Here is a 24,877-nt window from a genome sequence, read left to right on the forward strand (position 1 = left end):
AAGACCGTCTCCAGCGCCATGGGCCAGAGCGAATACATACTGATAGATGGCTTTCCAGGCCTCATCGCAAAAGCCGTCAGGCTTGGCATAATCCGCATAGAAAACCTGGCCTTCCTTCATCATGGGACATGGACCCAGCCCTTCCACGCCGTATTCCAGCGCCAACTGCTGATCCAAAGTGGTTTTAAGTATGGTGATCTTCACTTTCTTCATAAAAATTCCTCCCGCGGATGTCCAAAGATATCTGTGAATCCTATGAATAAGAAAAACACGCTTTCATCAAACGAGAAAGCGTGTTTTAACGCGGCAGATTGCCGCTGGTGGAGACAGGGGGACTCGAACCCTCGACTTCTTGCGTGTGAAGCAAGCACTCTAACCAGCTGAGCTATGCCTCCGAATGCAAAAAATATTATACCAGATTTGGCTCCGCTTGTCCAGAATTTTATAGAAAGAAATTCCCAGGATCAAATCCTGCTTTGATTATGACAATTTTGTCATGCAACCTGAGCAAGTTTACAGTATAATAGGAAACAGTTCATCCTGGGAAGGCGGGGTAATGATGACGCGAATTTTAATGGTAGAGGATGACCGGATCATAGCGTCCGGACTGGAATACTCTCTGACAGAGGAAGGATATGAGGCCGTATGGTGCGCCAATGTCCAAGCGGCCAGGGAAGCGCTGGCGGGGCAGGAGATCGACCTCTGTCTCATCGATCTGACCCTTCCAGATGGCAGCGGCTATGAGGTCTGCCGGCTGGCCAAGGAGAAAGGGGACATTCCGGTGGTCTTTCTCACAGCTTGCGACGACGAGGTCAATGTGGTGATGGGGCTGGATATGGGGGCGGATGACTATGTCACCAAGCCCTTTCGGCTCCGGGAACTGATGAGCCGGATCAAATCGGTGCTGCGGCGGTATGGAAAGGCAGGGGCATCCTCCCCTGTCCTCACCTTCGGCAATCTGAGAATCAACACCATGGAAGCGAAAGTCTATAAAGAGGACGAGGAAGTATTCCTGACAGCACTGGAATACCGGCTTCTTTTGACCTTTGTAGGGCATGTAGGACAGGTTCTTTCCCGCAACCAGCTGTTGGAAGGCATCTGGGATGTGGCGGGGGATTTTGTCAACGACAACACCCTGACGGTCTATATCAAGCGCCTTCGGGAAAAATTGGAGGACAATCCTCAGGAGCCCCGCCACATTATCACCATCCGGGGTCTGGGTTATAAATGGGAAGGGCAGGGAAACAAATGATCCGAAACAAAGAAATCAGGCGATTTGTCATCGCTTTTGCGCTCATCGGTATGGCCGGCACCCTTCTTGCCTGGGGCATCGCCCCCCTGGCCGGAATTGTCACGGCCCTTACCTATCTTCTGCTTTTGGCGGCAGCGGGGATTTTTACCGCTTGGCGGTATCGGGAGATTGCCCGCTTGTCAGAATACCTTCAGCGGGTGTGTTCCGGACAGAGCACCCTGGACATCCGGGACAGCGCCGAGGGGGAACTGAGCATTCTCAAAAACGATATTTACAAGATGACCTGTATGCTCTCGGAAAAGACGGAGCTGCTTCAAAAGGACAAACGATACCTTGCCGACGCCCTTTCTGATATTTCCCACCAACTGAAAACACCGCTGACCTCTATGATGGTCATGACCGACCTGCTCAGCGAGCAGAATCTTTCTCCGCAAAAACGGACGGAGTTTACTGAAAACATCCGCCGGCAGCTGGAGCGGATCGAGTGGCTGGTAACTGCCCTGCTGAAAATGTCTAAAATCGACGCTGGCGCCGTCCAGTTTAAACAGCAGCAGGTAGAGGTGAGCCAGCTGATCCAACATGCCCTCTCCACCCTTTCGATTCCCATAGAGCTCCGGGAGATCGAGGTGAAAAACCATGTCAAAGAAGAGGATTATGTGGTCTGCGACTACAACTGGACTGGGGAGGCCCTGATCAATATCCTGAAAAACTGTGTGGAACACAGCCGCTCCGGTGGACATATCGGCATTGACGCAGAGGAAAATCCCCTTTACACCCAGATGCGGATCTGGGATGATGGGGAAGGGATTGCGCCTGAGGATCTGCCCCATATTTTCGAACGCTTTTACCGGGGCAAAAACGCAGGTGAGGAGAGCGTGGGAATTGGTCTGGCCATGGCTCGCAGTGTGATTGTGGCTCAGAATGGTCAGATTCAGGTGAAAAGCCGTCCGGGAATCGGGACCTGCTTTACCATTCGTATTTACAAGCAGGTGGTATAGAGCATAAGCCTAGGTGACAAAACTGTCACTTTAAAGTCACCGGAAAGTCATGGGCCCCTTTTATGATAAAGACATCAAGTCCGCAGTACAGGAGGAAAGAACTATGGAAATACTCAAAATCCAGAATCTATCCAAGATTTACGGCGCCGGAGAGACGGCGGTCCGGGCGCTGGATGACGTGTCTTTTACGGTGGAAAAAGGGGAGTTTGTGGCCATCATCGGGCCTTCTGGCTCCGGAAAGTCCACCTTGCTGCACATTCTGGGCGGTGTGGACCGTCCCACCAGCGGCAAGGTCTATGTGGACGGCACCGATATCTACGCGCTGGACGAGACCAAGCTGGCGGTATTCCGCCGCAGGCAGATAGGACTGATCTATCAGTTTTACAATCTGATCCCTGTCCTCAATGTAGAGGAAAATATCACACTGCCTCTGCTTTTAGACCAGCGGAAGGTGGACAAACAGCATCTGAACAGCCTGGTGCAGTCTCTGGGACTGCTTGGCAGGATGGGGCATCTGCCCAACCAGCTTTCCGGCGGCCAGCAGCAGCGGGTCTCCATCGGCCGGGCTCTTATCAACAATCCGGCCATTATCCTGGCCGACGAGCCTACCGGCAATCTGGACAGCAAAAACAGCGCTGAAATCGTCTCCCTATTAAAGATGTTTAACAAGCGGTTTAACCAGACTTTGATGATCATCACCCACGATGAGCGCATTGCATTGCAGGCGGATCGAATCATCTCCATCGAGGATGGAAAGATTGCCAAGGATGAGGTGATCCGCAGATGAATATCGTCAATAGACTGACCCTGCGCAACCTCCGTCTCAACCGCAAACGGACCCTGGTTACCATCATCGGCATCATTATCTCCACTGCCATGATTACGGCGGTCGCCACCTTTGCGGTTTCCTTCATGGATTTGATGCAGCGTTCGGAGATTGCTTCCAGCGGCAACTGGCACCTGCTCTTTTCCGACATCAGCCGCGACCAGGCCACCCAGATCCAGGGACAGCTTAACAAGGGGGATCAGGTCCTTCTGTCCCGGGATGCGGGATGGTCTCTGCTGGAAGAAAGCCCTTCTCCTGGCCAAAAGCCTTATCTTTTGGTCAAAGAATATGACGAGCAGGCATTTGAAAATTATGGCGTCAACATTGTCAAAGGGCGCCTTCCGGAAAATGATAATGAAATCGTCATCACCCAGCAGATGGCCAATGATAGCCCTCTCTTTGCTGTAGGCAACCGGATTTCGGCCAATCTCTGTGACCGGATTATCCATCTGCCCCAAGGGGATAATGACATGGCCACCGAATACAAAGCTTCCGGAGCGGAGCCTTATTACGGCACCGTCAAACAGGAAGATGGAGTGTGGGAAGAGTTAGTACCCAAAAACATTCAGAAGGAATATACCATTGTGGGCATTATGGAGGATCCAGGCTGGATTTATGCCTCTTCGCCGGCTTATACGGTGCTGACACACCTGGATATAGACGCCCTTTCGTCAGAGGATATCCTCAATGGGGCGGTAACCTTTGCCAAAGTCGACAGCAGTATCTTTGAGAAAGGCGAATCCCTGAAAGAACTGCTAGGTGTTGAACCCTCCTATCACAGCGACCTGCTGGCCTATTACGGCGTTTTTGGCAGCAACGGACTGCAGACCAGTCTTTATTCGTTGATTGCCATCGTCATCGTTATTATTATCGTGGGCTCCATCTCTTTGATTTATAATGCCTTTGCCATCTCCGTATCAGAACGATCCCGCCAGTTAGGGATGCTGGCCAGTGTGGGAGCCACCAAAAAGCAAAAACGGAATTCTGTCCTGTTCGAAGGCGCTGTCATCGGCGGCATCAGTATCCCGTTGGGAATTCTGGCAGGTCTTGCCGGTATGGCGGTGACCTTCTGGTGCATTAGCCCTATATTGCAAAACCTGCTCAATGTCAGCGAATCCTTGCAGGTGAAAATATCCTGGAGCTCTATCCTAGCCGCCTGCCTTCTCTCGGTGGTCACCATCTTGATTTCCTGCTGGATTCCCGCCCGGCGGGCGTCCCGCATTACGCCGGTGGAGGCCATCCGGCAGACGGCGGATATCGGTATCAGGGGAAAAGATGTAAAAACTTCCAAGCTGACCCGAAAAATCTTTGGGTTTGAGGCGGAATTGGGGCTGAAAAACCTCAAACGTAACCGCCGCCGCTATAAAGCAACCATATTTTCCCTTATCATCAGCGTGGTTTTGTTTCTGTCCGTTTCCACCTTCACCGCCGTACTCCAAAAGGCGTTTTCCTTTTCCGTCGATGGCGTCAACTATGATATGTCTGTATCCTGCTATTACGAGGACAAAAATGACGTTGCGCCCTTCTTTGAAAAACTGGCACAGCTGGAAAAAATGGATACCTATGTGCAAAGCGATGCAGAGGGGATGCTGATCGCCTATGCCACAGAGGAACAGACTCCTTCTTTTATCGGCGGGGGACAATCGGCGGATGAAAATGGAGATTATCCCTATTATCTGTCCCTGCGCTCTATGGACGATGAATCTTTGGAGGAATATGCGCGCCAGGTCGGCGCAGATCTTTCCGCTTTGAAGGACCCTCAGCATCCTGCCGCTATTGTGGTGGACACCGTTCAGTACAACGACCCTGCGACAGGGAAGAAATCAGAGGGGAAATCCATCCTCCTGCGGGAAGGGGAAAGCCTGCCTCTCTATTATGATGCCGCGGATTACAACAACGTGGAGGGGGCTGAACCCGTCATGGAAAAGCTCACTGATCTGACAGTAGCCAAATTGACGGCGCAGCTGCCCATGGGAGCTTATAATCTTGGCAATAGCGATAGCCTCAATATAGTGGTTTCCCAGGAGGTCTTTGACAGCATTGTGGGGCAGATGAAAGAGGAAGCCTTTATTCGCCGCAGTACCACCGCTTATATTATCAGCAGTGACCCCATGGGCTTGCAGGATGACATCTATGACCTGGAGGCAGAGATGAATGCAGGGATCAATGTCAATAATCTGTATCAGACCCGGATCCAAGGAAAACAGATGCAGATGATTGTTTCGGTCTTTACCTATGGCTTTGTCATCCTGATTGTAGCCATCTGTGTGGCCAATATCTTCAACACCATTTCTACCAGCATCTCCCTCCGCCGCAGGGAATTTGCTATGCTCCAATCGGTGGGAATGACCCCCAAGGGGTTCAGTAAGATGCTCCGGTATGAAAGTATCTTTTATGGCCTCAAGGCTCTCCTTTATGGCCTGCCTATCAGCGCCGCCATTATGGTGCTCATGCACATATCCATGATGGAAGGATTCCAATTTGAGATGGTTATCCCCTGGCTGAGTGTTGCCATCGCCATTGTCGGTGTATTTTTGATTGTCGGGGTGACCATGCTCTATTCCAGCCATAAGGTGAAAAAGGAAAATATCATCGACGCTTTGCGAACTGAAAATCTCTAAAATTGCCTTATCAAAAGCGCCTGCCTATGTCATAGGGCAGGCGCTTTTGCGTCGACAAATGCTTGTCAAGGGGGGATAATCAGTGTATGATAGGAATAATAAAAGGGAAAAGGTAAGGAAAGTAGAGTTTCCCAAGGGAGAAAGAGGGAGAAGACGATGAAACGGGCACTGATTGTGGTGGATTATCAAAAAGATTTTGTCACCGGCAGCCTGGGCTTTCCAGGAGCTGAAAAATTAGAGGATCCCATTTGTCAAAAGATCACGGAGTATCGGGCGGGAGGAGATGAAATCATCTTTACCTTCGATACCCATGGGGAGGATTACCTTTCCACCCAGGAGGGGAGAAAGCTGCCGGTTGTCCATTGCCTCAAAGGTACCGATGGATGGCAGCTCTATGGCAGGGTGGCAGACCTTTGCAGCCCTCAGGACAGATGCTTTGAGAAGGTGACCTTTGGCTCTCTCGACCTGGCGGAGTATGTAAAAGAACAGAAATTTGACCAAATTGAATTGGTAGGGCTTGTGTCCAATATCTGTGTCATCTCCAATGCAGTTTTGTGCAAAGCGGCGGTGCCGGAGGCAGAGATCCTGGTGGATGCTGGCTGTACCGGTTCCGGCATGGGGGAGATCCACCAAAAAGCATTAGATGTAATGGAAGGCCTGCAGATTACGGTCACCGGCCGCAAGGAGGAAGACAAATGAAGGATATGGACTATACACTGCTGTGCGATTTCTATGAACTGACCATGGGCAATGGATATCTGCTTTCGGGTATGGCGGATAGAATCAGCTATTTTGATGTATTTTTCCGTTCGGTGCCCGATGGGGGAGGCTTTGCCATTGCCGCGGGGCTAGAGCAGGTCATCGATTACATCGAAAACCTTCACTTTGATGAGGAGGACATTGACTTTCTCCGCTCCAAAGGCGTGTTTGATGAGAAGTTCCTGGATTATCTGCGCCATTTCCGCTTTACCGGAGACATTTATGCTGTGCCGGAGGGAACACCGATTTTCCCTCGGGAGCCTATTTTGACGGTGCGGGCTCCTGCCATTGAGGCCCAGTTTGTTGAGACCTTCATTCTGCTCAGCCTTAACCACCAGTCCCTCATTGCCACCAAGGCCAACCGGATTGTCCGGGCAGCTGACGGACGGGCGGTCAGTGAATTCGGTTCCCGCCGGGCACAGGGACCGGACGGAGCGGTTCAGGGAGCCCGGGCAGCTTATATTGCCGGCTGTATTGGCAGTGCTTGCACCCTTTCTGACCGGATGTATGGTGTGCCGGCCAACGGTACCATGGCCCACTCCTGGGTGCAGATGTTTGACAATGAATACACTGCCTTTGAGACCTACTGCAAGCTCTATCCCCACAGCGCCACCCTGCTGGTGGATACCTATAACGTTCTTTCTTCCGGTGTCCCCAATGCCATTCGGGCTTTCCAGAATGTATTGCTGCCCCAGGGCATCCAAAACTGCGCCATCCGCATTGATTCGGGAGATATTACCTACCTGAGCAAAAAAGCCAGAAAAATGCTGGACGCCGCCGGGCTTACCCAGTGTAAGATTGTGGCCTCCAACTCCTTGGATGAGACCATTATTCGGGATATTCTCCTGCAAGGCGCCTGCGTGGATTCCTTTGGTGTCGGTGAGCGCCTTATTACCTCCAAGAGCGATCCGGTTTTCGGCGGTGTCTACAAGCTGGCGGCGGTAGAGGACGAAAAGGGCAATATCATTCCGAAAATCAAGATCAGTGAGAATGCGGCTAAAATCACCAACCCCCATTTCAAGAAGGTGTATCGCCTTTTTGAGCGGGAGACAGGCAAGGCGGCGGCGGATTTGATCTGCCTACACGATGAAATCGTTGACGATACAAAGCCTTTGACAATTTTTGATCCCGACTTTACCTGGAAAAAGAAAACGCTGCGGGATTTTGTGGCCAAAGAACTGATGGTTCCCATCTTTAAAAATGGGGAAAAGGTCTATGACGCCCCGGATGTAGAGACCATCCGTGCCTATTGCGCCGAACAGATCGATACCCTCTGGGATGAGGTCAAACGGTTTGAAAATCCCCATAACTACTATGTGGACCTTTCTAAAAAGCTGTGGGACATTAAGCACGATCTTCTGGAGCAGAACAAATAAGACTTATTGTATGGACATTGTATACAAAAAACTGGGAGGAAGTTTTCCTCCCAGTTTTTTTATAGCCATTGAGGGGAGAAAAAATTTGTGATAAAGTGGAAGAGAAAGAAAAGGAGGTAGATTGGATGAGAGATATCTTGTGCTATGGAGATTCTAATACATGGGGATACCGTCCCATGGACAAGAAACGCTACGATGTGCATACCCGGTGGCCGGGAGTACTGCGGGATCTGTTGGGGCCGGAGTATCACGTCGTTGAAGAGGGCAACAATGGCCGGACTCCGGTCTGGGAAGATCCGGTGATGGAGGGCAAAGACGGTCTTGCCTATCTGGATCCCTGCCTGGCCAGTCACTATCCTCTGGATTTGGTCATCATCATGCTGGGTACCAATGCGGCCAAAGGACGTTTCAGCTGCAACGCCTGGGACATTGCTAAAGGGGTGGAGACCCTGGTCAAGCATGTGAAAAAGGCGGAATGTGGCCCCGACGGCGGCATTCCGGAAATTCTGATGATTGCCCCTCCTCTGATCGGATTTGTTCCCCCTGATCATCCCGGCACCCATGCGGGGTTGGAATTTGGAATGGAGGCCGTGGAAAAGAGCAAGCTGTTTGCCCCTTACTACAAAGAGATTGCGGATGCAAATGGTGTCCATTACTTGGATGCGGCCCTTTATTGTGAGCCTTCCAAAGAGGATGGCCTTCATCTATATGCTGACAGCCACCGCCGTTTGGGAGAAGCTGTCTATCAAAAGGTACTGGAGATCTTCGGAGAGAAGAAATAAAATAAAGCAGCCGTTTGATACGGCTGCTTTTTTATGGGAAAGGTTTGGTTCCTTAAGCCAAAGGCTGAATCCTGGCGGGATGATCTTTGAGGAATGCCACAGTTTCCTCTAAGGAACGAACACCGGAGTAGGTGCCGGAACCCTGGATACAGAAGGCGGAGACGGCGCTGCCCAGCTGAGCAGCTTCCTGCAACGGCTTACCCATGGCCAAGGCGGTGAGGGTACCGGTGCAGAAAGCATCACCGGCGCCCACGGTATCCAGGACGTTGACGTTTTCACAGGGGGCGACGATATAGGGCTCCTCCCCGTACTTGGCGATGACCACACCGTGCTTGCCCCATTTGATGACCATATCCCGGGTCCCTTTTTCCCGATAGATGCGGATCATTTCCCGAATATCCTCGGTGCCGGTCATGTAGCGGCACTCATCATAGCTTGGCATAAACAGATCGATATAGGGGAGAACCTTTTCAATTTTTTCCATCCATTTTCCCTGCAGATCCCACATAACGTCCAAAACGGTGAATTTGCCCTTCTCCTTGCACTCTTTAAAGAAATCGGCGCATTCATAGTCGAACTGGCCCAGCATCATGTGGCCGGTGACAAAGACAATATCACTTTGATCGATGAAAGCGTCGGGGATATCGGCCCGGCGGAAGGCGTAGGCAGATTTGGGGCAGAGAACAGCATAGCGGTCGTTGACCTCAGTGTTGATATAAACAATGGAAACGGTGGTATCCACAGTGGGGTCCATAACGGCGTACTGTGTATCCACACCATGGTTCTTGAGCTCCTCGATGACAAAACGGCCCATGGGATCATCTCCCAGATGGCAGCACAGGGAGATATTTTCGCCGACACCAAGACGGCAGAAGTCGATGGAACTGTTAGCCGCGTTGCCTCCCACAAACTGTTTGATGGAATCGGTGGGGAAAATAGAACCCATCTCAGGATATTCGTTGACAGGAGAAGCTACGATGTCCACACAGGCTAAACCGATGATGGCAATTTTTTTCATGAAAATACCTTCTTTCTCTGTGTTTTCTTTTATTTTATACTTGCTTTTTCCATGGCTGCCAGGATTTCCTCCATAGGCCGGATGCCGTTGTAGGTACCCTGAGCCCGAATGCAGTAGGAGGCCACCGCTTGGCCGAAGGCGACGGCATCTTTTAGGGGCATTCCTTTGGCAAGTCCAGCCAGAGTGCCGGCACAAGAGGAGTCGCCGGCACCGATGACGTCCACAATTTCTTCTGGATCACAGGGGAAGATGGGGACGCGGTAGGGCACACCATCCCCCTCCTTGACAATGGCACCCTGGCTGCCCAGTTTAACCACTACATTTTTGGGGCCCAAACGATGGAGAACTTCCACCATGGCTTCAGGGTCCTTTTCCCCAATTAGCTCCACTACCTCGTCATAGCTTGGCATGAACAGATCAAGGTAGGGCAGAGCGTCGGCAATTTTGGGCATCCATATCCCTTCAAAATCCCACATGACATCCATAGCCACAAATTTCCCCAGCTCATGGGCCCGTTTGACGAATTGTCCGCATTGGGCGCCGTCGAATTTCTTCAGCTGGCACATACCGGCCATAAAAATGATGTCACTCTCCTGAAGGAGTTCCTCGGTGATATCACCTTGGTCAAAATGATCGTTGGACTCAGAGGTGGTCAGGCACCGTCTTTCTTTTTCCACCGGATCCAGGCAGACAATGGTGACGGCGCTGTCCACGTTGGCATCTAGGGTAACGCTGCTGGTATCTACTCCATGACGTGTCAGCTCTCCCATGACAAACTGTCCGAAAATATCGTTCCCCAGCCGGCAGGCGAGCCGGGCAGGCAGCCCTAACTTGGCCAAGTCCAGGGCGGCATTGGCGGCGCATCCCCCCACAAACATACGGATTTTGTCCACATGGTAAACGGTGTTGAGGGGCGGGAGACTGGTGACAGGGGTGGTAATGACGTCGATGGCGGTCATACCAATACAGGCAATCTTTTTCATGTATATTTTTTCTCCTTTGTTGTGTCTTAGTCCAGATAAGCGCTATAGGGTTTCATATTGCCAGAATTCATAGCGTAGAAGATCTGATCCAGGGATTTCACCCCGGCGTAGGTGCCGTAATCCTGGATGCAGAAGGCAGAGACGGCTTGTCCTAGGCTGGCAGCGTCCGAAAGGTTCATCCCTTTGGCAAGGCCGGTGAGGATACCGGCGCAGAAAGCGTCGCCAGCGCCGGTGGTATCTACAATGTTTTCTACGTCCCAGGCGCTCATACGGTAGGGCTCCTGATCCCCCTCCATGGCGATGATGCCGTGACGGCCCAGTTTGATGATAACATTCTGAGGCCCAAAGGAGCGGAGAACCTTGACCATTTCATAAGGATCGCTTTTATGAATCATCTGCTCCACCTCGTCAAAGCTTGGCATAAACAGATCCACATAGGGTAGTGCTTCCTTAAACTTGGGAAGCCACTGATCATCGAGATCCCACAGGACATCCATGGCCACAAATTTTCCCATATCGTGAACCTTTTTGGCAAAGGATGTCAGTTGATCCCCATCGAATCTTTTTAGTTGGCAGATGCCGGTAAGAAAGATAATATCAGAGGAAGCGAGAAGCTCATCCGAGATGTCATCGGCACAGAAAAAGTCGTTGGATTGGGTGGAAAGGAGGCAGCGCCGGTTCTTTTCAGCCGGATCCAGACAGACAATAGAGGTAGCGGTTTCCGCCTCCTCGTCGATGGTGACGCTTTGGGTATTGACGCCGTAGCGGTCAAACTCCCCATGGACAAACCGGCCTAAGCTATCGCCGCCAATGCGGCAGGCCAGGCGCACGGGAACGCCGAGTTTGGCTAAGTCCAGGGCGGAGTTGGCGGCATTTCCGCCTACATACATCTTGATGGTATCCACCCGTTTGCATTGTCCGATAGCGGGGAGCGCAGGAGCGGGATTGGTGATGATATCCACGGCTACCATGCCGATAGACGCAATCTTTTTCATAAAAAGACCTCCTTTGACCGATACAATGACAAGCCACCGTTGCGGCAGGGCTGAAAGCGGCCATTGGCCGCTTTCAGCGAAACTATTTCTCTTATAAATTATAGTGGAAAAAGAATTTTGCTTCAATATCAATATTTAATAAATAATCATGGGGAATTTTTCGTTCAAAACAATGGAGCTTTGAAAAACACAGGAGAGTTGTTATATTAAAAATGATACTTGTGCACAAGGGATGGGTCATTGACTTTCTCATTTTTCAGGGGTAAGATGAAAAATGAGAACACACCGACAGCCAAAGGGAGGTATATTTATGCTGGACGCCATCAAAAACAGAAGAAGTATCCGCAAATACAAGAGCAAACCGGTTCCTCCGGAAATGGTGGAGGAGATTTTGCAGGCGGGATTTTATGCGCCTACCGGACGGGGTGTCAAGCCTTGGCACTTTGTGGTGGTGGACGATCCGGCTGTACTTCAGGAAATCATGAAGATCCATCCCTATATGGGGATGCTGAAAACAGCACCGATGGCCATTATTGTCTGCGGAGACACTGCTTTGTCTTCCGACCTCTGGACCGCCGACTGCGCGGCCGCGACGGAAAATATTCTGCTGCAGGCCTATGAACTGGGCCTCGGAACCTGTTGGTGCGGCATCGAGCCCAACGCCTCCCGGATGGAGGCTTTCAGCAAGCTGTTAGGGCTGCCTGAAAACGTGAAGGCATACAGCGGCATTGCCGTCGGCTTCCCGGATGAAGAGAAGCCTGTCCCAGACCGCTATGATGCAAAAGCGGTTCATAGAAACCATTGGTAAAAAGGAAAGCGCTGGTTTTACCAGCGCTTTTATCTATTCATAGATTGGAAAAGGTTTTGCCGAAATTTTCTGGTGGCATGAATTGGTAGACTGTGGTAAAATAAATACGCTGAATCCTTTTTGAGGATGATTTTTAAAGAAGGTTGAAAGGAGGGGAACTATGAAAATCAAATCGTTTGTTTGCCTGATGCTGGGTATGCTGATGGTGCTGTTCTCCTCCTGCGATAAGATACAGCCGGATGTGGAATCCCTGTTAAGTCCGCCGAAGCTGACCCAGGAGCAAAGAGAGATTTACGACGCCTTGGTGGAGACTGCTGTCAGCTCCTCTATCAAGCTCAAGTATCCTAAAGCGGGAGAATATCGTTCGGCTTTTGTTATGTATGACATTGATGATGACGGTGAGGAGGAAGCGATTGCCTTCTATGATCCCCAACAGGAGGATCCCAGTGTCCGCATCAAAATTCTGGACAAACAGAATGATGAATGGGTTTCCGTCTACGACAAAGCCAATGGCAGCGGCGGTGTGGACGTGGACCGGGTCATGTTTGAAAATGTGTCCAGTGTTGACCGCAAGGATATGATTATCGGTTGGAATCTGATTAACCGTGCCGAAAAGGGCGTGGGTATTTATTCCTATGAAGGGGAAAAGCTGGTGTCGGTTTATCCTGATGAGACAACCAGCGATGACATGGATACCTACTCTGAAATGGTGGTGGAGGATTTAAACGGTGACCTGCGCAAGGAACTGATCCTTCTGAAAAATTCCACCTCTACCCTGCGCAGCAGCGTTCGCACGGTAGGCTATCGACTGGGTAGGGTGCAGCCGCTGGTGGACCAGCCTTTGCGGGACGGCATCATGGGTTATTCCCAGATTGAGTCCACCTCTTTGGAAGGAGGGGGCGTCAAGCTTTACGCTGACGTTTATCTGGGAGAGAGCATGATGGGCACGGAAATGCTACAGGTGACGGCTGATGAAATCATCTATGAGACCCAGGAGGATGAAGTTTTCAACCTGACCATGCGGTCATCTGACCTGCCAAGCAGAGACGTCAACGAAGACGGCATCATTGAAGTGCCTTACAATACCCCCCTGCCCGGCTATGATAGTGAAGTGGAGGACGGCGCGCTCTATCTCACCCACTACAACCAGTGGGAGGAGGGGCAATGTATTGAAGTATTTTCGGCTGTCGTCAACCACGAAAATGGCTATATGTTTATTATGCCGCCCCAGTGGGTGGATCAGGTGACGGTGGTCACCACCTTTGTCTCCAACGAGTGGAAGTTTATTCGCTTTAACGAGACTTTGGAAAATGACAGTGACGCTCTGCTTTATATCAATGTCTATTCCGAAGACGAATACAAAGACAGAAATACCATCAGCCAGCGGACTTTGGTCGATACAAAGGGTATATTTGAGTATTATATGTACGTTCCGGAAAACGCGGATCCAGAGCTGGCCTTGACATTGGAGCAGGCTAGGGAGCAATTTCAGCTGCTGGTGTGATGCGTTGCCATGATAGATGAGGAGGTAACCATATGAAACGTATCTTAGTGGTAGAAGATGAAGACGTCATCCGGGATTTTGTGGTCATCAACCTCAAACGTTCCGGATATGATGTCACCGATGTATCCAACGGGGAGGATGCCCTGCGGGTATTTGATGAAAATGATGGCAATTTTGATGTTGCCCTTCTGGATATTATGATGCCGGGGATCGATGGATTTACCGTTTGCAAAGAAATCCGCAAGCGTTCCAACACCATCGGCATTATTATGCTTTCGGCAAAAACCCAGGAGATGGATAAGGTCAACGGTTTGATGCTGGGAGCTGATGACTATGTGACCAAGCCCTTTAGTCCCTCGGAGCTGGTGGCTCGGGTGGACGCCATCCATCGCAGGGTGACCATGGCCAACAAGACAGATGAAAGCTCCCTGATTGTATCCGGCCCCTTTGAGCTGAACATCAAGAGCCGGACCCTGAAAAAGAATAAAGAAAACATAGATCTGACCCAGGTGGAATTTCAGATCATGGAGCTTTTTATGCGCAACCCCGACGTGGCGCTAGACCGCAGTGAGATTCTCTCCAAGGTATGGGGCGAAAACTACTACGGCGATATTAAAATAGTGGATGTAAACATCCGGCGGCTTCGGATGAAGATTGAGGACGAGCCCTCCAGCCCTAAGCATCTGGTAACGGTGTGGGGCTATGGCTACAAATGGCAGGAATAGAGAGATAACGACAGGCAGCAGGGGAAAGGAGGGGGACCATGGCGGTTAAAAAAATTACCAGACGATGGTTTTTTAACAGTATGGCTGTCATTTTGGTTATCCTCCTTGCCATAGAAATTGTGTTTGCCGTAGGGATCCAGGGCTACTACTATAACGGCGTGGAACAGATTCTCACCACCCGTGCCACGGCTATGGGTAACCTTCTGGAGACCTATGCGCGGGATAGCGCCACCGATTTTGCCACCGAGGTGCGCAGTTATGTGGAAAACTATTCGGAGAAAGAGCTCATTGAACTGATGGCCATCAATGCCGACGGGGATATCGCCTTGACATCCTCTGGTTTTGAGCCGGATAATCGCTACTATATGCCTGATTATGAACAGGCTCTGAGTTCCTCCAACTCGATTGGCCATTTTCAGGGAACTGTTGACGGGGAGAATGTCATGGCGGTCACCGTTATGTCCCCGGTGAGCAATCAGGAATTTACGGCCATGCGCTTTGTGGTTTCCCTAGAGCAGGTGGATCAGCAGATTGTTCTTTTAATCGCGCTGGTGACCGCTGTTGCCGCGGTGATTATCTTTTTTGTCGTTCTTTCCAGCTCCTATTTTATCAATTCAATTGTCAATCCCGTGGGAGAAGTGGGCCAAGCGGCTCGCAAAATCGCCCATGGCGACTTTGACTACCGCCTGAAAAAGAAGAATGATGACGAGATCGGGGAACTGGTGGATGTCATCAACTATATGGCGGGGGAACTCTCCACTGCTGAGACCATGAAAAATGACTTTATCTCTTCAGTTTCCCATGAACTTCGTACGCCGCTGACTGCTATTAAGGGATGGGGCGAGACGCTGATGGCTGAGAGTGAGGATGAGACCATTGATCCCCAGACCATCCGCAAGGGGATGGGGGTCATTCTCAAAGAGACAGACCGGCTTTCCGGTATGGTGGAGGAGCTACTGGACTTCTCCCGGATGCAATCAGGACGGCTGAAACTGGTGATGAATAAGCTGGACCTGCTGGCAGAGCTTTCGGATGCGGTCCTCATGTTTACCGAGCGGGCCAAGCGGGAAGGCGTGGAGATCATTTATGATGAACCAGAGGAATTCTGGGTAATTTATGGGGACAAAAACCGGCTGCGTCAAGTTTTTGTGAACATTATCGACAACGCATTGAAATATTCGGATAATGGTGATAAGATTACAATCACCGCCACAGAATTTGAGCAGTTTGTCCATATCAACGTGGAGGATACCGGCTGTGGTATCAGCGCGGAGGATCTGCCTAAAATCAAAACAAAATTCTATAAAGGAAATTCTACTCGCCGGGGCTCCGGTATTGGGCTTGCCGTTGCTGATGAGATTATCCAGATGCATGGCGGTTCTATCAATATCACAAGCCGGGAAGGGGAGGGTACCTGCGTGACCATCAGCCTGCCGTTGATGACCAAAAAGGTACAGGCTTCCATTGATAAGATGGCGGAAGAGAATGTCCGTTCGGCAATAGATCAACGGCCAGAATAAAATAGATGTCCTGCGTCTGATGGTTCTAGGCCGCGCCTAAATGTTGAGAGAAGGAGCGTAAGCAATATTGGAGAAACGAAAAGACTTTAAGACATCCATTGGAGGGCAAGCACTCATTGAGGGTGTGATGATGAAAGGCGTAAAGCAAAGCTGCATGGCAGTGCGCACCCCCTCTGGAGAAATCGACGTGGAAACCTGGGATAATCCCGGACCTAAATGGTATAAGAAGATTCCAATTATCCGGGGAGTTATCAACTTTGTGGTCATGCTTATAGACGGATACAGGACCTTGATGAAATCCGCAGAGAAAGCCGGGTTCGATGATGTCGAATCGGAAAGCAAGTTCGACCAGTGGTTGACCCGGGTCTTTGGGGAAAAGCTGATGGGTGTCATTTCGGTGGTGGCCTTGATTTTAGGCGTTGCCTTGGCGTTGCTACTGTTTATCATTGTGCCGGCGTTTTTGACAAAATTATTGCAGCCTTATATTAGCTCCCGAATTGCCCTGTCCGCTATTGAAGGGGTGGTTAAGATTGCTATTTTTGTAATCTACCTAGCCCTGGTTTCCAGAATGGAGGATATCCACCGGGTATTTGAATATCACGGGGCAGAACACAAAACCATCTTCTGCTATGAGCACGGCAACGATCTGACGGTAGAAAATGTGTTGAAGGAAAAGCGCTTTCATCCCCGCTGCGGCACCAGTTTCCTGCTCATTGTCCTGATCCTCTCCATTTTGGTTTCTTCGGTGGTGACCTGGGACAGCCTGGTTCTGCGGGTGGTGCTGAAAATTGCCTGCCTGCCCCTGGTGGTAGGCATTGCCTATGAGATTATTAAATTTGCCGGCCGCCACGACAATATACTTACCCGGATTATTTCCGCGCCTGGCTTGTGGCTGCAGCGGCTGACAACTGCTGAGCCGGATGCATCCCAGGTGGAGGTAGCTTTGGCTTCTTTCCTGCCGGTTCTGCCCAAGGACGAAAGTGAAGACGACCGCTGGTAAATCCGGAAAGGCGGAAAATATTTGAATTTGAAGGCATATGCAAATCAGATAAAAAAGCAACTGGAAAACGCAGGGGTATCCTCCCCTGCGTTTGAGGTTGCTTTGCTTTTTGAAAAGGTGTTTTCCCTTTCCAGAACGCAATTGCTTAGTCCAGAGAGGGAAATAGATGAAAATCTGGAAGAGAACCGGGAAAAGATGACCCGACTGGAGGCGATGGTTTCCCGCAGAATGGAGGGTTATCCCCTCCAGTATCTTCTGGGAGAGTGGGAATTTTTTGGCCTTCCCTTTTGGGTGGGGGAAGGGGTACTGATCCCCCGGCCTGATACCGAAACAGTGGTGGAGCAAGCCCTGGCGCTGCTGAAGGGAAAAGAGGCCCCGCGCATCCTGGATCTTTGCAGCGGCAGTGGCTGTATTGCCATCGCCCTGGCCCATGAGCGGCCGGACAGCCGGGTGACGGCGGTGGAGCTTTCTGAGAAGGCGTTTTCCTATCTTGAGCGCAACCGGGAGAGAAACCAGGCTGTCAACCTGACGGCGGTGCAGGGAGATGCCTTGGACACCGGATGTGTAGATGGGAAATTTGATCTCATTGTATCAAATCCGCCCTATATCCGTCCGGAGGAGATGGAAGCGCTGCAAAAAGAGGTGCAGTTTGAGCCAAAGATGGCGCTGAGAGCAGAGGAAGAGGGGCTTTTCTTCTATAAAAGAATCAGCCGATTGTGGAAAGGACGTATCCGGCCTGGGGGATATCTGCTCTTTGAAATCGGATGGAAGCAGGCAGCACAGGTCATGGAGATTCTCCGTCAGGAGGGTTTTATTCAGGTGGGCTGCGCGAAGGATTACGGAGGCAATGACCGGGCCGTATGGGGGAGGAGCAACCGCTGAGTTTGAGCGGCCAAAAGTGAAAATATGAGGAGAAACTTGTTGCACTCCTTATGAAAACAGGTTATAATAAATTAGATACGGGAACATATGCTCGAACATGAGATGTGGATCATTTTGGAGGTAGAATATGGCACTTGATAAACAGAAAGCGCTGGACACCGCACTGGGCCAGATCGAAAAGCAATTCGGCAAGGGCGCTGTCATGCGTCTGGGACAGAACAGTCACTTGAATGTAGAGGCCATTTCCACCGGCTCCATCTCCCTGGATGTGGCATTGGGTATCGGAGGTGTTCCTCGGGGCAGAATCGTGGAGATTTACGGCCCGGAAAGTTCCGGTAAAACCACAGTGGCCCTCCATGTGGTGGCCCAGGCCCAGAAGGAAGGCGGCATCGCGGCGTTTATCGACGTGGAGCATGCCCTAGATCCTGTTTATGCAAGTGCATTGGGAGTAGACATTGACTCCCTGCTGGTTTCTCAGCCGGATACCGGAGAGCAGGCGCTGGAAATCACCGAGGCGCTGGTGCGCTCCGGGGCCATTGACGTTATCGTGTTGGACTCGGTTGCCGCAATGGTACCCAGAGCTGAAATCGAGGGGGAGATGGGTGACTCCCATGTGGGACTTCAGGCAAGGCTGATGTCCCAGGCCCTGCGGAAACTGACCGGTGTCATCTCCAAATCCAACTGCGTGGCCATCTTTATCAACCAATTGCGTGAAAAGGTCGGCGTGGTCTATGGTAATCCGGAGGTTACGCCCGGTGGCCGTGCCCTGAAGTTTTACTCCTCGGTGCGGATGGAAGTGCGCCGGGTTGAGCAGCTCAAGGTAGGCTCCGAGGTCATCGGCAACCGGACCCGCTGCAAGGTGGTAAAAAATAAAGTAGCGCCTCCCTTTAAGGAGGCAGAATTCGATATTATGTATGGCCAGGGTATTTCCCATGAGGGAGAGCTCCTGGATCTGGCAGTGCGCCTGGACATCATCAACAAAAGCGGAGCCTGGTTCAGTTACCAGGGCGAGCGCTTGGGCCAGGGCCGGGATAATGTGAAAAACTATCTGCGGGAGCATCCGGATTTTGCTGACGCGGTAGAGAAGGAAGTCCGGGCCAATGCGGATAAGTTGGGAGCGCCTGCCCGCAAGGGAAAGAAAACAGAGGCGGCGTCTTCGGCTTCGTCCAAGGAAGAGCCGGCAGCAGCCCCTGCCTCTGCGGCATCAGCGGCCAAGAAGAAAATGCCGGATATTGACATTGAGGTGGATGACGAATAAGGTGGTCCCCCATTACATAGAAATGGATGAGCGTGGATGCTGATTACAGCCATTGAACCCTTTAAGGGAAGTAAATACAATATCTTTGTAGAAGGGGAATACGCTCTGACGGCAGACATTGAGATCATTGCTCAGATGGGGCTGAAAGCGGGAAAACAGGTCTCCCGAGAGGATCTGGATGAGATCCGTCGGAGGGGTGATAGCCGCCGGGCCCATGAGCGTGCCCTCTATCTCCTTTCTTTTCGCGCCCATTCTCGGAAGGAGCTGTCCGACAAGCTTCTGAAAAACTACGATGAGCAGACGGTGGAAGGGGTCCTTGACCGCCTTACCGCGGCTGGCCTTCTAGATGACGCGGCATACGCTGAGCTGCGAGCCCGGGATTTGATCGAACGCAAGAACTACGGGGAAAAACGGGTGCGGCAGGAGCTGCGGATGCGTGGCATCGATGGAGACATCATTGATCAGGTGCTGCAAGACCGTGAGAAAGAGGATACCCAGGATCGCCTGCAATCCCTTATCGAGACAAAATACCGCCAAAAGCTATTGGAACCCAGGGGAAGGGAGCGGGTGACAGCGGCCTTGCTCCGGCGCGGATATGCTTATGAGGAAATCCGCCGGGCTCTGAATGCCCTGGAAGAGGAAGAAGAGGATTAAGATATCATCAAGAAAAAAGATTGGTTTTGTGCCGTCCGGTACAGGCCGGGAAGGCAAGGTGAACATGGAAAAAAAGCAAAAAGTGGGCATGGTTTCCCTAGGATGCACCAAAAACCAGGTGGACGCTGAGATGATGCTGGCGCTGATCGATCAGGGCGGCTTTGAAATCTGCGGAGATCCGGAACAGTGCGACGCCATTATTATCAATACCTGTGGTTTTATCGAGGACGCCAAACGGGAGTCCATTGAAAATATATTGGAATTTTGTAGGATGAAAGAAGAAGGGAAGGTCAAGGCTGTGGTGGTCACAGGATGCTTGGCCGAACGCTATCAGCAAGAGGTGGCAAAGGAAATCCCCGAAGCTGACGTGGTACTGGGCATCGGTGCCAATGGAGACATCGTCTCCGCTCTTCAGGCTGCCCTTGCCGGGAAACAGGTCACCCGATTCCCGGATAAAAAGGCACTGCCTTTAGAGGGGGACCGGGTGCTGACGACCAAGCCCTATACCGCCTATATTAAGATTGCAGAGGGCTGCGATAATTGCTGTACCTACTGCGCCATTCCCCTAATCCGCGGAGGCTTCCGCAGCCGCCGGATGCAGGATATTGTGGAAGAGGCAAAGGAACTGGCCCAGCGCGGGGTCAAGGAGCTCAACGTGGTGGCCCAGGACACCACCCGTTATGGCGTAGATCTATACGGAGCGCCGAAACTTGCCCGCCTGCTCCGGGAGCTATGTAAGATTGAAGGGCTCCATTGGATTCGGGTTCTGTATGGATATCCGGATCGGATTGATGACGAACTCATTGAGACGATAGCCAAGGAACCGAAAATCGTTAAATATATTGACGTACCTTTACAGCATGCCAGCGGCAAGGTCCTGCGGGAGATGAACCGCCGGGGAGACCGGCAGTCCCTGACCCGGCTGATGGAAAAACTCAGGGCCAATATTCCAGGGATGGTTCTGCGCACCACATTGATTACTGGCTTTCCGGGGGAGAGCGAGGCGGATTTTGAAGAGCTTTGCTCCTTTGTGGAAGATATCCGCTTTGACCGTCTGGGCTGTTTCGCTTATTCGGCAGAGGAAGGGACGCCTGCCGGGGAGAGAACCGACCAGATTGATCCAGAAATCCGCCGGCGCCGGGCTGAGATCATCATGGAACGGCAGTACGCCATTATGGAAGAGAAAAACGCTGCCCAGATGGGCCGGAGCCTGGAGGTGCTCTGCGAGGGATATGACCCGCAGTCAGGGGTCTATGTAGGCCGCAGCTATATGGACGCGCCGGATATCGATTCCCAGATTTATTTTACAAGCGAACTCCCCTGTCAAGAGGGAGAGTTCTACCAGGTGACAATTGGCAGTGCGCAAAATTATGATCTAATGGGCCATAGAGGCAGATGAGAAAGGTGGGAACCCCATGAATCTCCCCAACAAACTAACCATCCTGCGGGTGGCGATGATTCCTTTTTTTCTGGTATTCCTGCTGTTGGAAAGCATTCCCCACAATAATCTGTGGGCACTGATTGTTTTTATTCTGGCATCCCTGACCGATATGCTGGATGGAAAGATTGCCAGAAAACGCGGCCTTGTTACCGACTTTGGCAAGTTTATGGATCCACTGGCAGATAAGCTTTTGGTCAATGCGGCCCTCATCTGTTTTATTGAAAAGGGGATGGCTTCTGCGGTGTTGGTGTTTATCATCATCGCCCGGGAGTTTTTGGTCACCTCCCTGCGGCTGATTGCCGCCGGCAAGGGAACGGTTATTGCCGCTGACATTTGGGGTAAGGTGAAGACAGTCAGCCAGATCATCGCTGTATGCCTGATGCTCCTTCTCCAGGAGCTGTTGGCGGATGGGTTGCTTCCTGCCGGTTTCCCGGTGGGATGGATCAACAGCGCCGCTATGTGGACTGTTGTTGTCTTTACCATTCTTTCCGGCTTTAACTACCTCTGGAAAAACCGGGCCTGTATTACAACCAAATAGGCCCGCTTGCAAATGACGGGCCTTTATGGTAGAGTATAGGATAGATGCGTTGAGCAGGAGAAGTAATCTTTTCCGGGCAGCAGAGAGAGGGCTTGATACGCTGAGAGAGCCCTTTGCCGGCAGGGATGGATGAAATGCGCCTGTGAGCACAGGAAGGGGAAGGGCTGAAGGCCTGTGTATCTTTCCTGCGTGGGCCCGCGTTAAGGGTTTAGAGTGAGAAATCGAAGTGGAACCGCGACAACCTGCCGCCTTCGTCTGGGTAATGCCAGACGAAGGCGGTTTTTGCATCATAAGAAAGGAGTTGACACTGGATGTTTGACAGACTGCGGGCGGATATCAACGCAGTAAAGCAACAGGATCCCGCTGCCCGAAGCAGCCTGGAAATCCTCCTTTTATATTCCGGCATTCATGCCATCATTGCCCATCGATTTTCCCATTTTTTCTACCGTCATAAACTTTTCTTTTTGGCCAGGTTAAATTCTCAACTTTCCCGGTTTTTCACCGGGATTGAGATCCATCCCGGCGCAAAAATCGGGAAAGGCGTCATGATCGATCACGGCTGCGGGGTGGTCATCGGTGAAACGGCGGAAGTGGGGGATGGATGCGCCATCTACCAGGGAGTAACCTTGGGCGGAACGGGCAAAGATAAAGGAAAACGCCACCCTACTTTGGGGAAAAACGTAATGGTGGGGGCCGGCGCCAAGGTATTAGGCCCCTTTAAAATCGGAGATAACGCCAAAATTGCCGCCGGTGCTGTAGTTTTAGAGGAAGTTCCGGCAAACTGCACTGCCGTGGGCGTACCTGCCCGGGTGGTGCGCAGAAAAGGGGTGAGGCCCCCGGTCCAGGAACTGGATCAGGTGCGGATTCCCGACCCAGTGGCACAGGAGCTGTGCAGGCTGCAGCTGACCATTGAGCGGCTGGAGATGCGCCTGAAACAGGTGGAGGCGGAAAACATCAGCCGCGCCGAACGAAAGAGCATTGAAAGATATGACCGGCATAAAGCCCATAGAAAGGAAAGAAAGACCATGAAAATTTTTAACACCCTTACACGGAAGAAAGAAGAGTTCATTCCTCTCACCCCCGGCAAGGTGAAGATGTATGCCTGCGGACCTACGGTGTATAACTACATCCACATCGGCAACGCCCGGCCCATCTGCGTCTTTGACACCCTGCGCCGCTATCTGGAGTATCGGGGCTACGAGGTCACCTTTGTGCAGAATTTTACCGACGTAGACGACAAGCTTATCAAAAAAGCCAATGAAGAGGGTATCACCGTCAAAGAGGTAGCGGAGCGCTATATCAAAGAATACATCACCGACGCCGAAGGATTGGGCATCCGGCCGGCCACCTTCCATCCCCGCGCCACCGAAAATATGGATAAGATCATTGAGATTGTGAAAACTCTGGTGGACAAAGGATATGCTTATGAGGCAAATGGAGATGTCTACTTCCGCACCAAGAAGTTTGACGAATATGGCAAGCTGTCCCACATGCCGTTGGAGGAACTGGAATCCGGTGCCCGTATCGCAGTAGGCGAGCAGAAAGAAGACGCCATGGATTTCGCCCTCTGGAAGGCCGCTAAGGCAGGAGAGCCCGCCTGGGATTCCCCCTGGGGAAAGGGACGTCCGGGATGGCACATTGAGTGCACGGCTATGATTAACAACCTATTAGGCGATACCATCGACATCCACTGCGGCGGCCAGGATCTGATCTTCCCCCACCATGAAAACGAGATTGCCCAGTCGGAGTGCTGCACCGGCAAGGAATACGCCCGCTACTGGATGCACAACGGCTACATCAATGTGGATAACAGAAAAATGTCCAAATCCCTCAACAACTTCTTTACGGTCCGGGATGTGGCGGAGAAATACGGCTATGAGCCCATCAAATTCATGATGCTCCAAGCCCATTACCGCAGCCCCATCAACTACAGTGTGGAGGTCATTGAACAGTGCAAAGCGGCTTTGGAGCGGCTTTATAACTGCCGTGACAATCTGGATTTTATGCTGAAAAATGCTGGGGAAGAAACCAGGGACGGCGACGCAGACCGTAAAGCCGCTTTGGCCAAGCGCCGGGATCAATTTGTCACTGCTATGGATGACGATCTCAACACCGCCGACGGTATTGCCGCAGTGTTTGATCTGGTCAAAGATATCAACACGGCGTTGGCTGAACCTCAGTCTAGGGATTATATCCGCTATGCGGCTGGCCTCTTTGACGAACTGACCAATGTGCTGGGACTGGTTTATAACCGGAACAAGGAAAGCCTGGACAGTGAAATTGAGGCGCTCATTGAAAAAAGACAGCAGGCGCGGAAAAATAAAGACTTCAAAACAGCAGATGCCATCCGGGATGAGCTGAAGGCCAAGGGAATTATCCTGGAGGATACCCCCCAGGGAGTCAAATGGAGCAGGGCTTAAAACGATTTTGATAACCTGCCGTTTGAAAATATACATGTTACCAAAGATAGAATGTATTTTTTGGAAATTTCAGAGAATTTTTAATTCTGAAAAGAAAATAAGAAAAAGCGTTGAAAAACGATTTGATAAGAAATATAATAAAAGAAGGCAAGAGCTTTTGCCAGAAAAGAAAAATTTTAGGAGGAGATACCCATGAAAAAAGTATTAGCACTGATCCTCGCAGTTGTCATGTGCTTTGGCATGGCTTCTGTAGCCTTTGGTATCGACGTAACCCTGCCGATCCTGGGCGCGGGCACCTTCGGCGAGGATGGATGGGACGTCGGCATGGAAGGTGAGGATGCCTTCTGGTTGAACGGTGGCATTCAGTATGTGGCTGGCAGCGAATTCTATGTGATCCCCGTGGTTGAAGATCCGGATACAGGAGAGGTAACCCCCTTCGTCATCACCGACGCGGAAGTTACCCAGGGTTCCACCACCGTGTACGAGCCTGCGTTCTTCTTTGATGATGACGGCAACA

23 protein-coding genes, 1 tRNA gene and 1 pseudogene are annotated in these 24,877 nt (G+C 51.3%); 20 read left to right on the forward strand and 5 right to left on the reverse strand.

The annotated features are described in order from the left end of the window. Positions 1-213 (reverse strand): TIGR04076 family protein (locus tag ACZ25G_RS02655; RefSeq protein WP_463681448.1); only part of this gene is annotated, 213 nt, incomplete at its 3' end. Between the two features lie 105 nt (positions 214-318). After that, positions 319-395 (reverse strand) — tRNA-Val (locus ACZ25G_RS02660). Between the two features lie 164 nt (positions 396-559). On the opposite strand from ACZ25G_RS02660, the gene ACZ25G_RS02665 reads away from it, so the two are divergent. From ACZ25G_RS02665 to ACZ25G_RS02695, 7 genes are all read left to right on the forward strand, one after another. Beyond that, a complete protein-coding gene (locus ACZ25G_RS02665; protein ID WP_191509914.1) occupies positions 560-1,252 on the forward strand; it encodes a response regulator in 693 nt (230 codons plus the stop codon). After that, on the forward strand, positions 1,249-2,250 hold the full coding sequence (locus tag ACZ25G_RS02670) for a sensor histidine kinase (RefSeq protein ID WP_463681449.1): 1,002 nt from the start codon (positions 1,249-1,251) through the stop codon (positions 2,248-2,250). The genes ACZ25G_RS02665 and ACZ25G_RS02670 overlap by 4 nt, the downstream gene beginning before the upstream one ends. 103 nt (positions 2,251-2,353) lie before the next feature. Next, positions 2,354-3,037 (forward strand): ATP-binding cassette domain-containing protein, encoded by a 684-nt coding sequence (locus tag ACZ25G_RS02675; RefSeq protein ID WP_191482409.1) that lies wholly within the window; start codon positions 2,354-2,356, stop codon positions 3,035-3,037. Then, complete coding sequence (locus tag ACZ25G_RS02680; protein WP_463681450.1) at positions 3,034-5,697, forward strand: ABC transporter permease; 2,664 nt, start codon at positions 3,034-3,036, stop codon at positions 5,695-5,697. The genes ACZ25G_RS02675 and ACZ25G_RS02680 overlap by 4 nt, the downstream gene beginning before the upstream one ends. A gap of 156 nt (positions 5,698-5,853) precedes the next feature. Further along, positions 5,854-6,396 carry a cysteine hydrolase family protein gene (locus ACZ25G_RS02685; RefSeq protein ID WP_463681451.1) on the forward strand — a complete coding sequence of 181 codons (543 nt, stop codon included), beginning with the start codon at positions 5,854-5,856 and terminating at the stop codon, positions 6,394-6,396. Further along, positions 6,393-7,832: a nicotinate phosphoribosyltransferase gene (locus tag ACZ25G_RS02690; RefSeq protein WP_463681452.1), complete on the forward strand. Its 1,440-nt coding sequence runs from the start codon at positions 6,393-6,395 to the stop codon at positions 7,830-7,832. Before ACZ25G_RS02685 ends, ACZ25G_RS02690 begins: the two co-directional genes overlap by 4 nt. A 125-nt stretch (positions 7,833-7,957) precedes the next feature. Continuing rightward, entirely contained in the window at positions 7,958-8,614 is a 657-nt protein-coding gene (locus ACZ25G_RS02695) for an SGNH/GDSL hydrolase family protein (protein WP_191482413.1), read from the forward strand. 52 nt (positions 8,615-8,666) lie between these two features. Here the strand turns inward: ACZ25G_RS02695 and ACZ25G_RS02700 are convergent, their stop codons facing one another. From ACZ25G_RS02700 to ACZ25G_RS02710, 3 genes are read right to left on the reverse strand one after another with little or no spacing between them, the layout of a single operon-like run. Further along, the gene (locus ACZ25G_RS02700) at positions 8,667-9,632 is read right to left on the reverse strand and encodes a carbohydrate kinase family protein (protein ID WP_463681453.1); all 966 of its coding nucleotides are present in this window, start codon (positions 9,630-9,632) and stop codon (positions 8,667-8,669) included. Positions 9,633-9,661: 29 nt separating this feature from the next. Next, a complete protein-coding gene (locus tag ACZ25G_RS02705; RefSeq protein WP_463681454.1) occupies positions 9,662-10,615 on the reverse strand; it encodes a carbohydrate kinase family protein in 954 nt (317 codons plus the stop codon). Between the two features lie 26 nt (positions 10,616-10,641). Further along, positions 10,642-11,610 (reverse strand): carbohydrate kinase family protein, encoded by a 969-nt coding sequence (locus ACZ25G_RS02710; RefSeq protein ID WP_463681455.1) that lies wholly within the window; start codon positions 11,608-11,610, stop codon positions 10,642-10,644. Positions 11,611-11,920: 310 nt separating this feature from the next. Between ACZ25G_RS02710 and ACZ25G_RS02715 the strand changes: the two genes are divergently transcribed. The 13 genes and pseudogenes from ACZ25G_RS02715 to ACZ25G_RS02775 form a co-directional block, all read left to right on the forward strand. Then, positions 11,921-12,418 carry a nitroreductase family protein gene (locus ACZ25G_RS02715; protein WP_191482417.1) on the forward strand — a complete coding sequence of 166 codons (498 nt, stop codon included), beginning with the start codon at positions 11,921-11,923 and terminating at the stop codon, positions 12,416-12,418. A gap of 160 nt (positions 12,419-12,578) precedes the next feature. Beyond that, complete coding sequence (locus tag ACZ25G_RS02720) at positions 12,579-13,922, forward strand: hypothetical protein (protein WP_191482418.1); 1,344 nt, start codon at positions 12,579-12,581, stop codon at positions 13,920-13,922. A 32-nt stretch (positions 13,923-13,954) separates the two neighbouring features. Further along, positions 13,955-14,647, forward strand: a complete 693-nt coding sequence (locus ACZ25G_RS02725; protein ID WP_191482419.1) for a response regulator — start codon at positions 13,955-13,957, stop codon at positions 14,645-14,647. A 38-nt stretch (positions 14,648-14,685) separates the two neighbouring features. Next, positions 14,686-16,167, forward strand: a complete 1,482-nt coding sequence (locus tag ACZ25G_RS02730; protein WP_191509921.1) for a sensor histidine kinase — start codon at positions 14,686-14,688, stop codon at positions 16,165-16,167. A 67-nt stretch (positions 16,168-16,234) separates the two neighbouring features. Next, positions 16,235-17,167, forward strand: coding sequence for a DUF1385 domain-containing protein (locus tag ACZ25G_RS02735; RefSeq protein WP_342680444.1), 933 nt, complete (start codon positions 16,235-16,237; stop codon positions 17,165-17,167). Between the two features lie 21 nt (positions 17,168-17,188). Then, on the forward strand, positions 17,189-18,049 hold the full coding sequence (gene prmC, locus ACZ25G_RS02740) for a peptide chain release factor N(5)-glutamine methyltransferase (RefSeq protein WP_463681456.1): 861 nt from the start codon (positions 17,189-17,191) through the stop codon (positions 18,047-18,049). A 127-nt stretch (positions 18,050-18,176) separates the two neighbouring features. Next, positions 18,177-19,307, forward strand: coding sequence for a recombinase RecA (gene recA / locus ACZ25G_RS02745; protein ID WP_463681457.1), 1,131 nt, complete (start codon positions 18,177-18,179; stop codon positions 19,305-19,307). A 36-nt stretch (positions 19,308-19,343) separates the two neighbouring features. Next, on the forward strand, positions 19,344-19,961 hold the full coding sequence (locus ACZ25G_RS02750) for a regulatory protein RecX (protein WP_463681458.1): 618 nt from the start codon (positions 19,344-19,346) through the stop codon (positions 19,959-19,961). A gap of 64 nt (positions 19,962-20,025) precedes the next feature. Continuing rightward, positions 20,026-21,360: a 30S ribosomal protein S12 methylthiotransferase RimO gene (gene rimO, locus ACZ25G_RS02755; RefSeq protein WP_463681461.1), complete on the forward strand. Its 1,335-nt coding sequence runs from the start codon at positions 20,026-20,028 to the stop codon at positions 21,358-21,360. 16 nt (positions 21,361-21,376) lie between these two features. Then, positions 21,377-21,940: a CDP-diacylglycerol--glycerol-3-phosphate 3-phosphatidyltransferase gene (pgsA, locus tag ACZ25G_RS02760; RefSeq protein ID WP_463681459.1), complete on the forward strand. Its 564-nt coding sequence runs from the start codon at positions 21,377-21,379 to the stop codon at positions 21,938-21,940. A 311-nt stretch (positions 21,941-22,251) separates the two neighbouring features. Then, positions 22,252-22,752, forward strand: a pseudogene (cysE, locus tag ACZ25G_RS02765) (serine O-acetyltransferase); the annotation flags it as partial. A 213-nt stretch (positions 22,753-22,965) separates the two neighbouring features. After that, positions 22,966-24,360, forward strand: coding sequence for a cysteine--tRNA ligase (gene cysS / locus ACZ25G_RS02770; RefSeq protein WP_463681462.1), 1,395 nt, complete (start codon positions 22,966-22,968; stop codon positions 24,358-24,360). A gap of 192 nt (positions 24,361-24,552) precedes the next feature. Beyond that, the coding region (locus ACZ25G_RS02775) for an acid shock protein (RefSeq protein ID WP_463681460.1) at positions 24,553-24,877 on the forward strand (325 nt) is incomplete at its 3' end.

The organism is Zongyangia sp. (assembly GCF_965361945.1).

What these genes read in the sequence shown, in the direction of transcription:
- ACZ25G_RS02720 (WP_191482418.1), top strand. Translation starts at nt 12,579, where the DNA reads ATGAAAATCAAATCGTTTGTTTGCCTGATGCTGGGTATGCTGATGGTG.
- ACZ25G_RS02710 (WP_463681455.1), bottom strand. Translation starts at nt 11,610, where the DNA reads ATGAAAAAGATTGCGTCTATCGGCATGGTAGCCGTGGATATCATCACC.
- ACZ25G_RS02670 (WP_463681449.1), top strand. Translation starts at nt 1,249, where the DNA reads ATGATCCGAAACAAAGAAATCAGGCGATTTGTCATCGCTTTTGCGCTC.
- ACZ25G_RS02690 (WP_463681452.1), top strand. Translation starts at nt 6,393, where the DNA reads ATGAAGGATATGGACTATACACTGCTGTGCGATTTCTATGAACTGACC.
- recA (WP_463681457.1), top strand. Translation starts at nt 18,177, where the DNA reads ATGGCACTTGATAAACAGAAAGCGCTGGACACCGCACTGGGCCAGATC.
- ACZ25G_RS02750 (WP_463681458.1), top strand. Translation starts at nt 19,344, where the DNA reads ATGCTGATTACAGCCATTGAACCCTTTAAGGGAAGTAAATACAATATC.
- ACZ25G_RS02700 (WP_463681453.1), bottom strand. Translation starts at nt 9,632, where the DNA reads ATGAAAAAAATTGCCATCATCGGTTTAGCCTGTGTGGACATCGTAGCT.
- ACZ25G_RS02680 (WP_463681450.1), top strand. Translation starts at nt 3,034, where the DNA reads ATGAATATCGTCAATAGACTGACCCTGCGCAACCTCCGTCTCAACCGC.
- ACZ25G_RS02695 (WP_191482413.1), top strand. Translation starts at nt 7,958, where the DNA reads ATGAGAGATATCTTGTGCTATGGAGATTCTAATACATGGGGATACCGT.
- rimO (WP_463681461.1), top strand. Translation starts at nt 20,026, where the DNA reads ATGGAAAAAAAGCAAAAAGTGGGCATGGTTTCCCTAGGATGCACCAAA.
- pgsA (WP_463681459.1), top strand. Translation starts at nt 21,377, where the DNA reads ATGAATCTCCCCAACAAACTAACCATCCTGCGGGTGGCGATGATTCCT.
- ACZ25G_RS02725 (WP_191482419.1), top strand. Translation starts at nt 13,955, where the DNA reads ATGAAACGTATCTTAGTGGTAGAAGATGAAGACGTCATCCGGGATTTT.
- ACZ25G_RS02715 (WP_191482417.1), top strand. Translation starts at nt 11,921, where the DNA reads ATGCTGGACGCCATCAAAAACAGAAGAAGTATCCGCAAATACAAGAGC.
- ACZ25G_RS02665 (WP_191509914.1), top strand. Translation starts at nt 560, where the DNA reads ATGACGCGAATTTTAATGGTAGAGGATGACCGGATCATAGCGTCCGGA.
- ACZ25G_RS02685 (WP_463681451.1), top strand. Translation starts at nt 5,854, where the DNA reads ATGAAACGGGCACTGATTGTGGTGGATTATCAAAAAGATTTTGTCACC.
- cysS (WP_463681462.1), top strand. Translation starts at nt 22,966, where the DNA reads ATGAAAATTTTTAACACCCTTACACGGAAGAAAGAAGAGTTCATTCCT.
- ACZ25G_RS02730 (WP_191509921.1), top strand. Translation starts at nt 14,686, where the DNA reads ATGGCGGTTAAAAAAATTACCAGACGATGGTTTTTTAACAGTATGGCT.
- ACZ25G_RS02675 (WP_191482409.1), top strand. Translation starts at nt 2,354, where the DNA reads ATGGAAATACTCAAAATCCAGAATCTATCCAAGATTTACGGCGCCGGA.
- ACZ25G_RS02705 (WP_463681454.1), bottom strand. Translation starts at nt 10,615, where the DNA reads ATGAAAAAGATTGCCTGTATTGGTATGACCGCCATCGACGTCATTACC.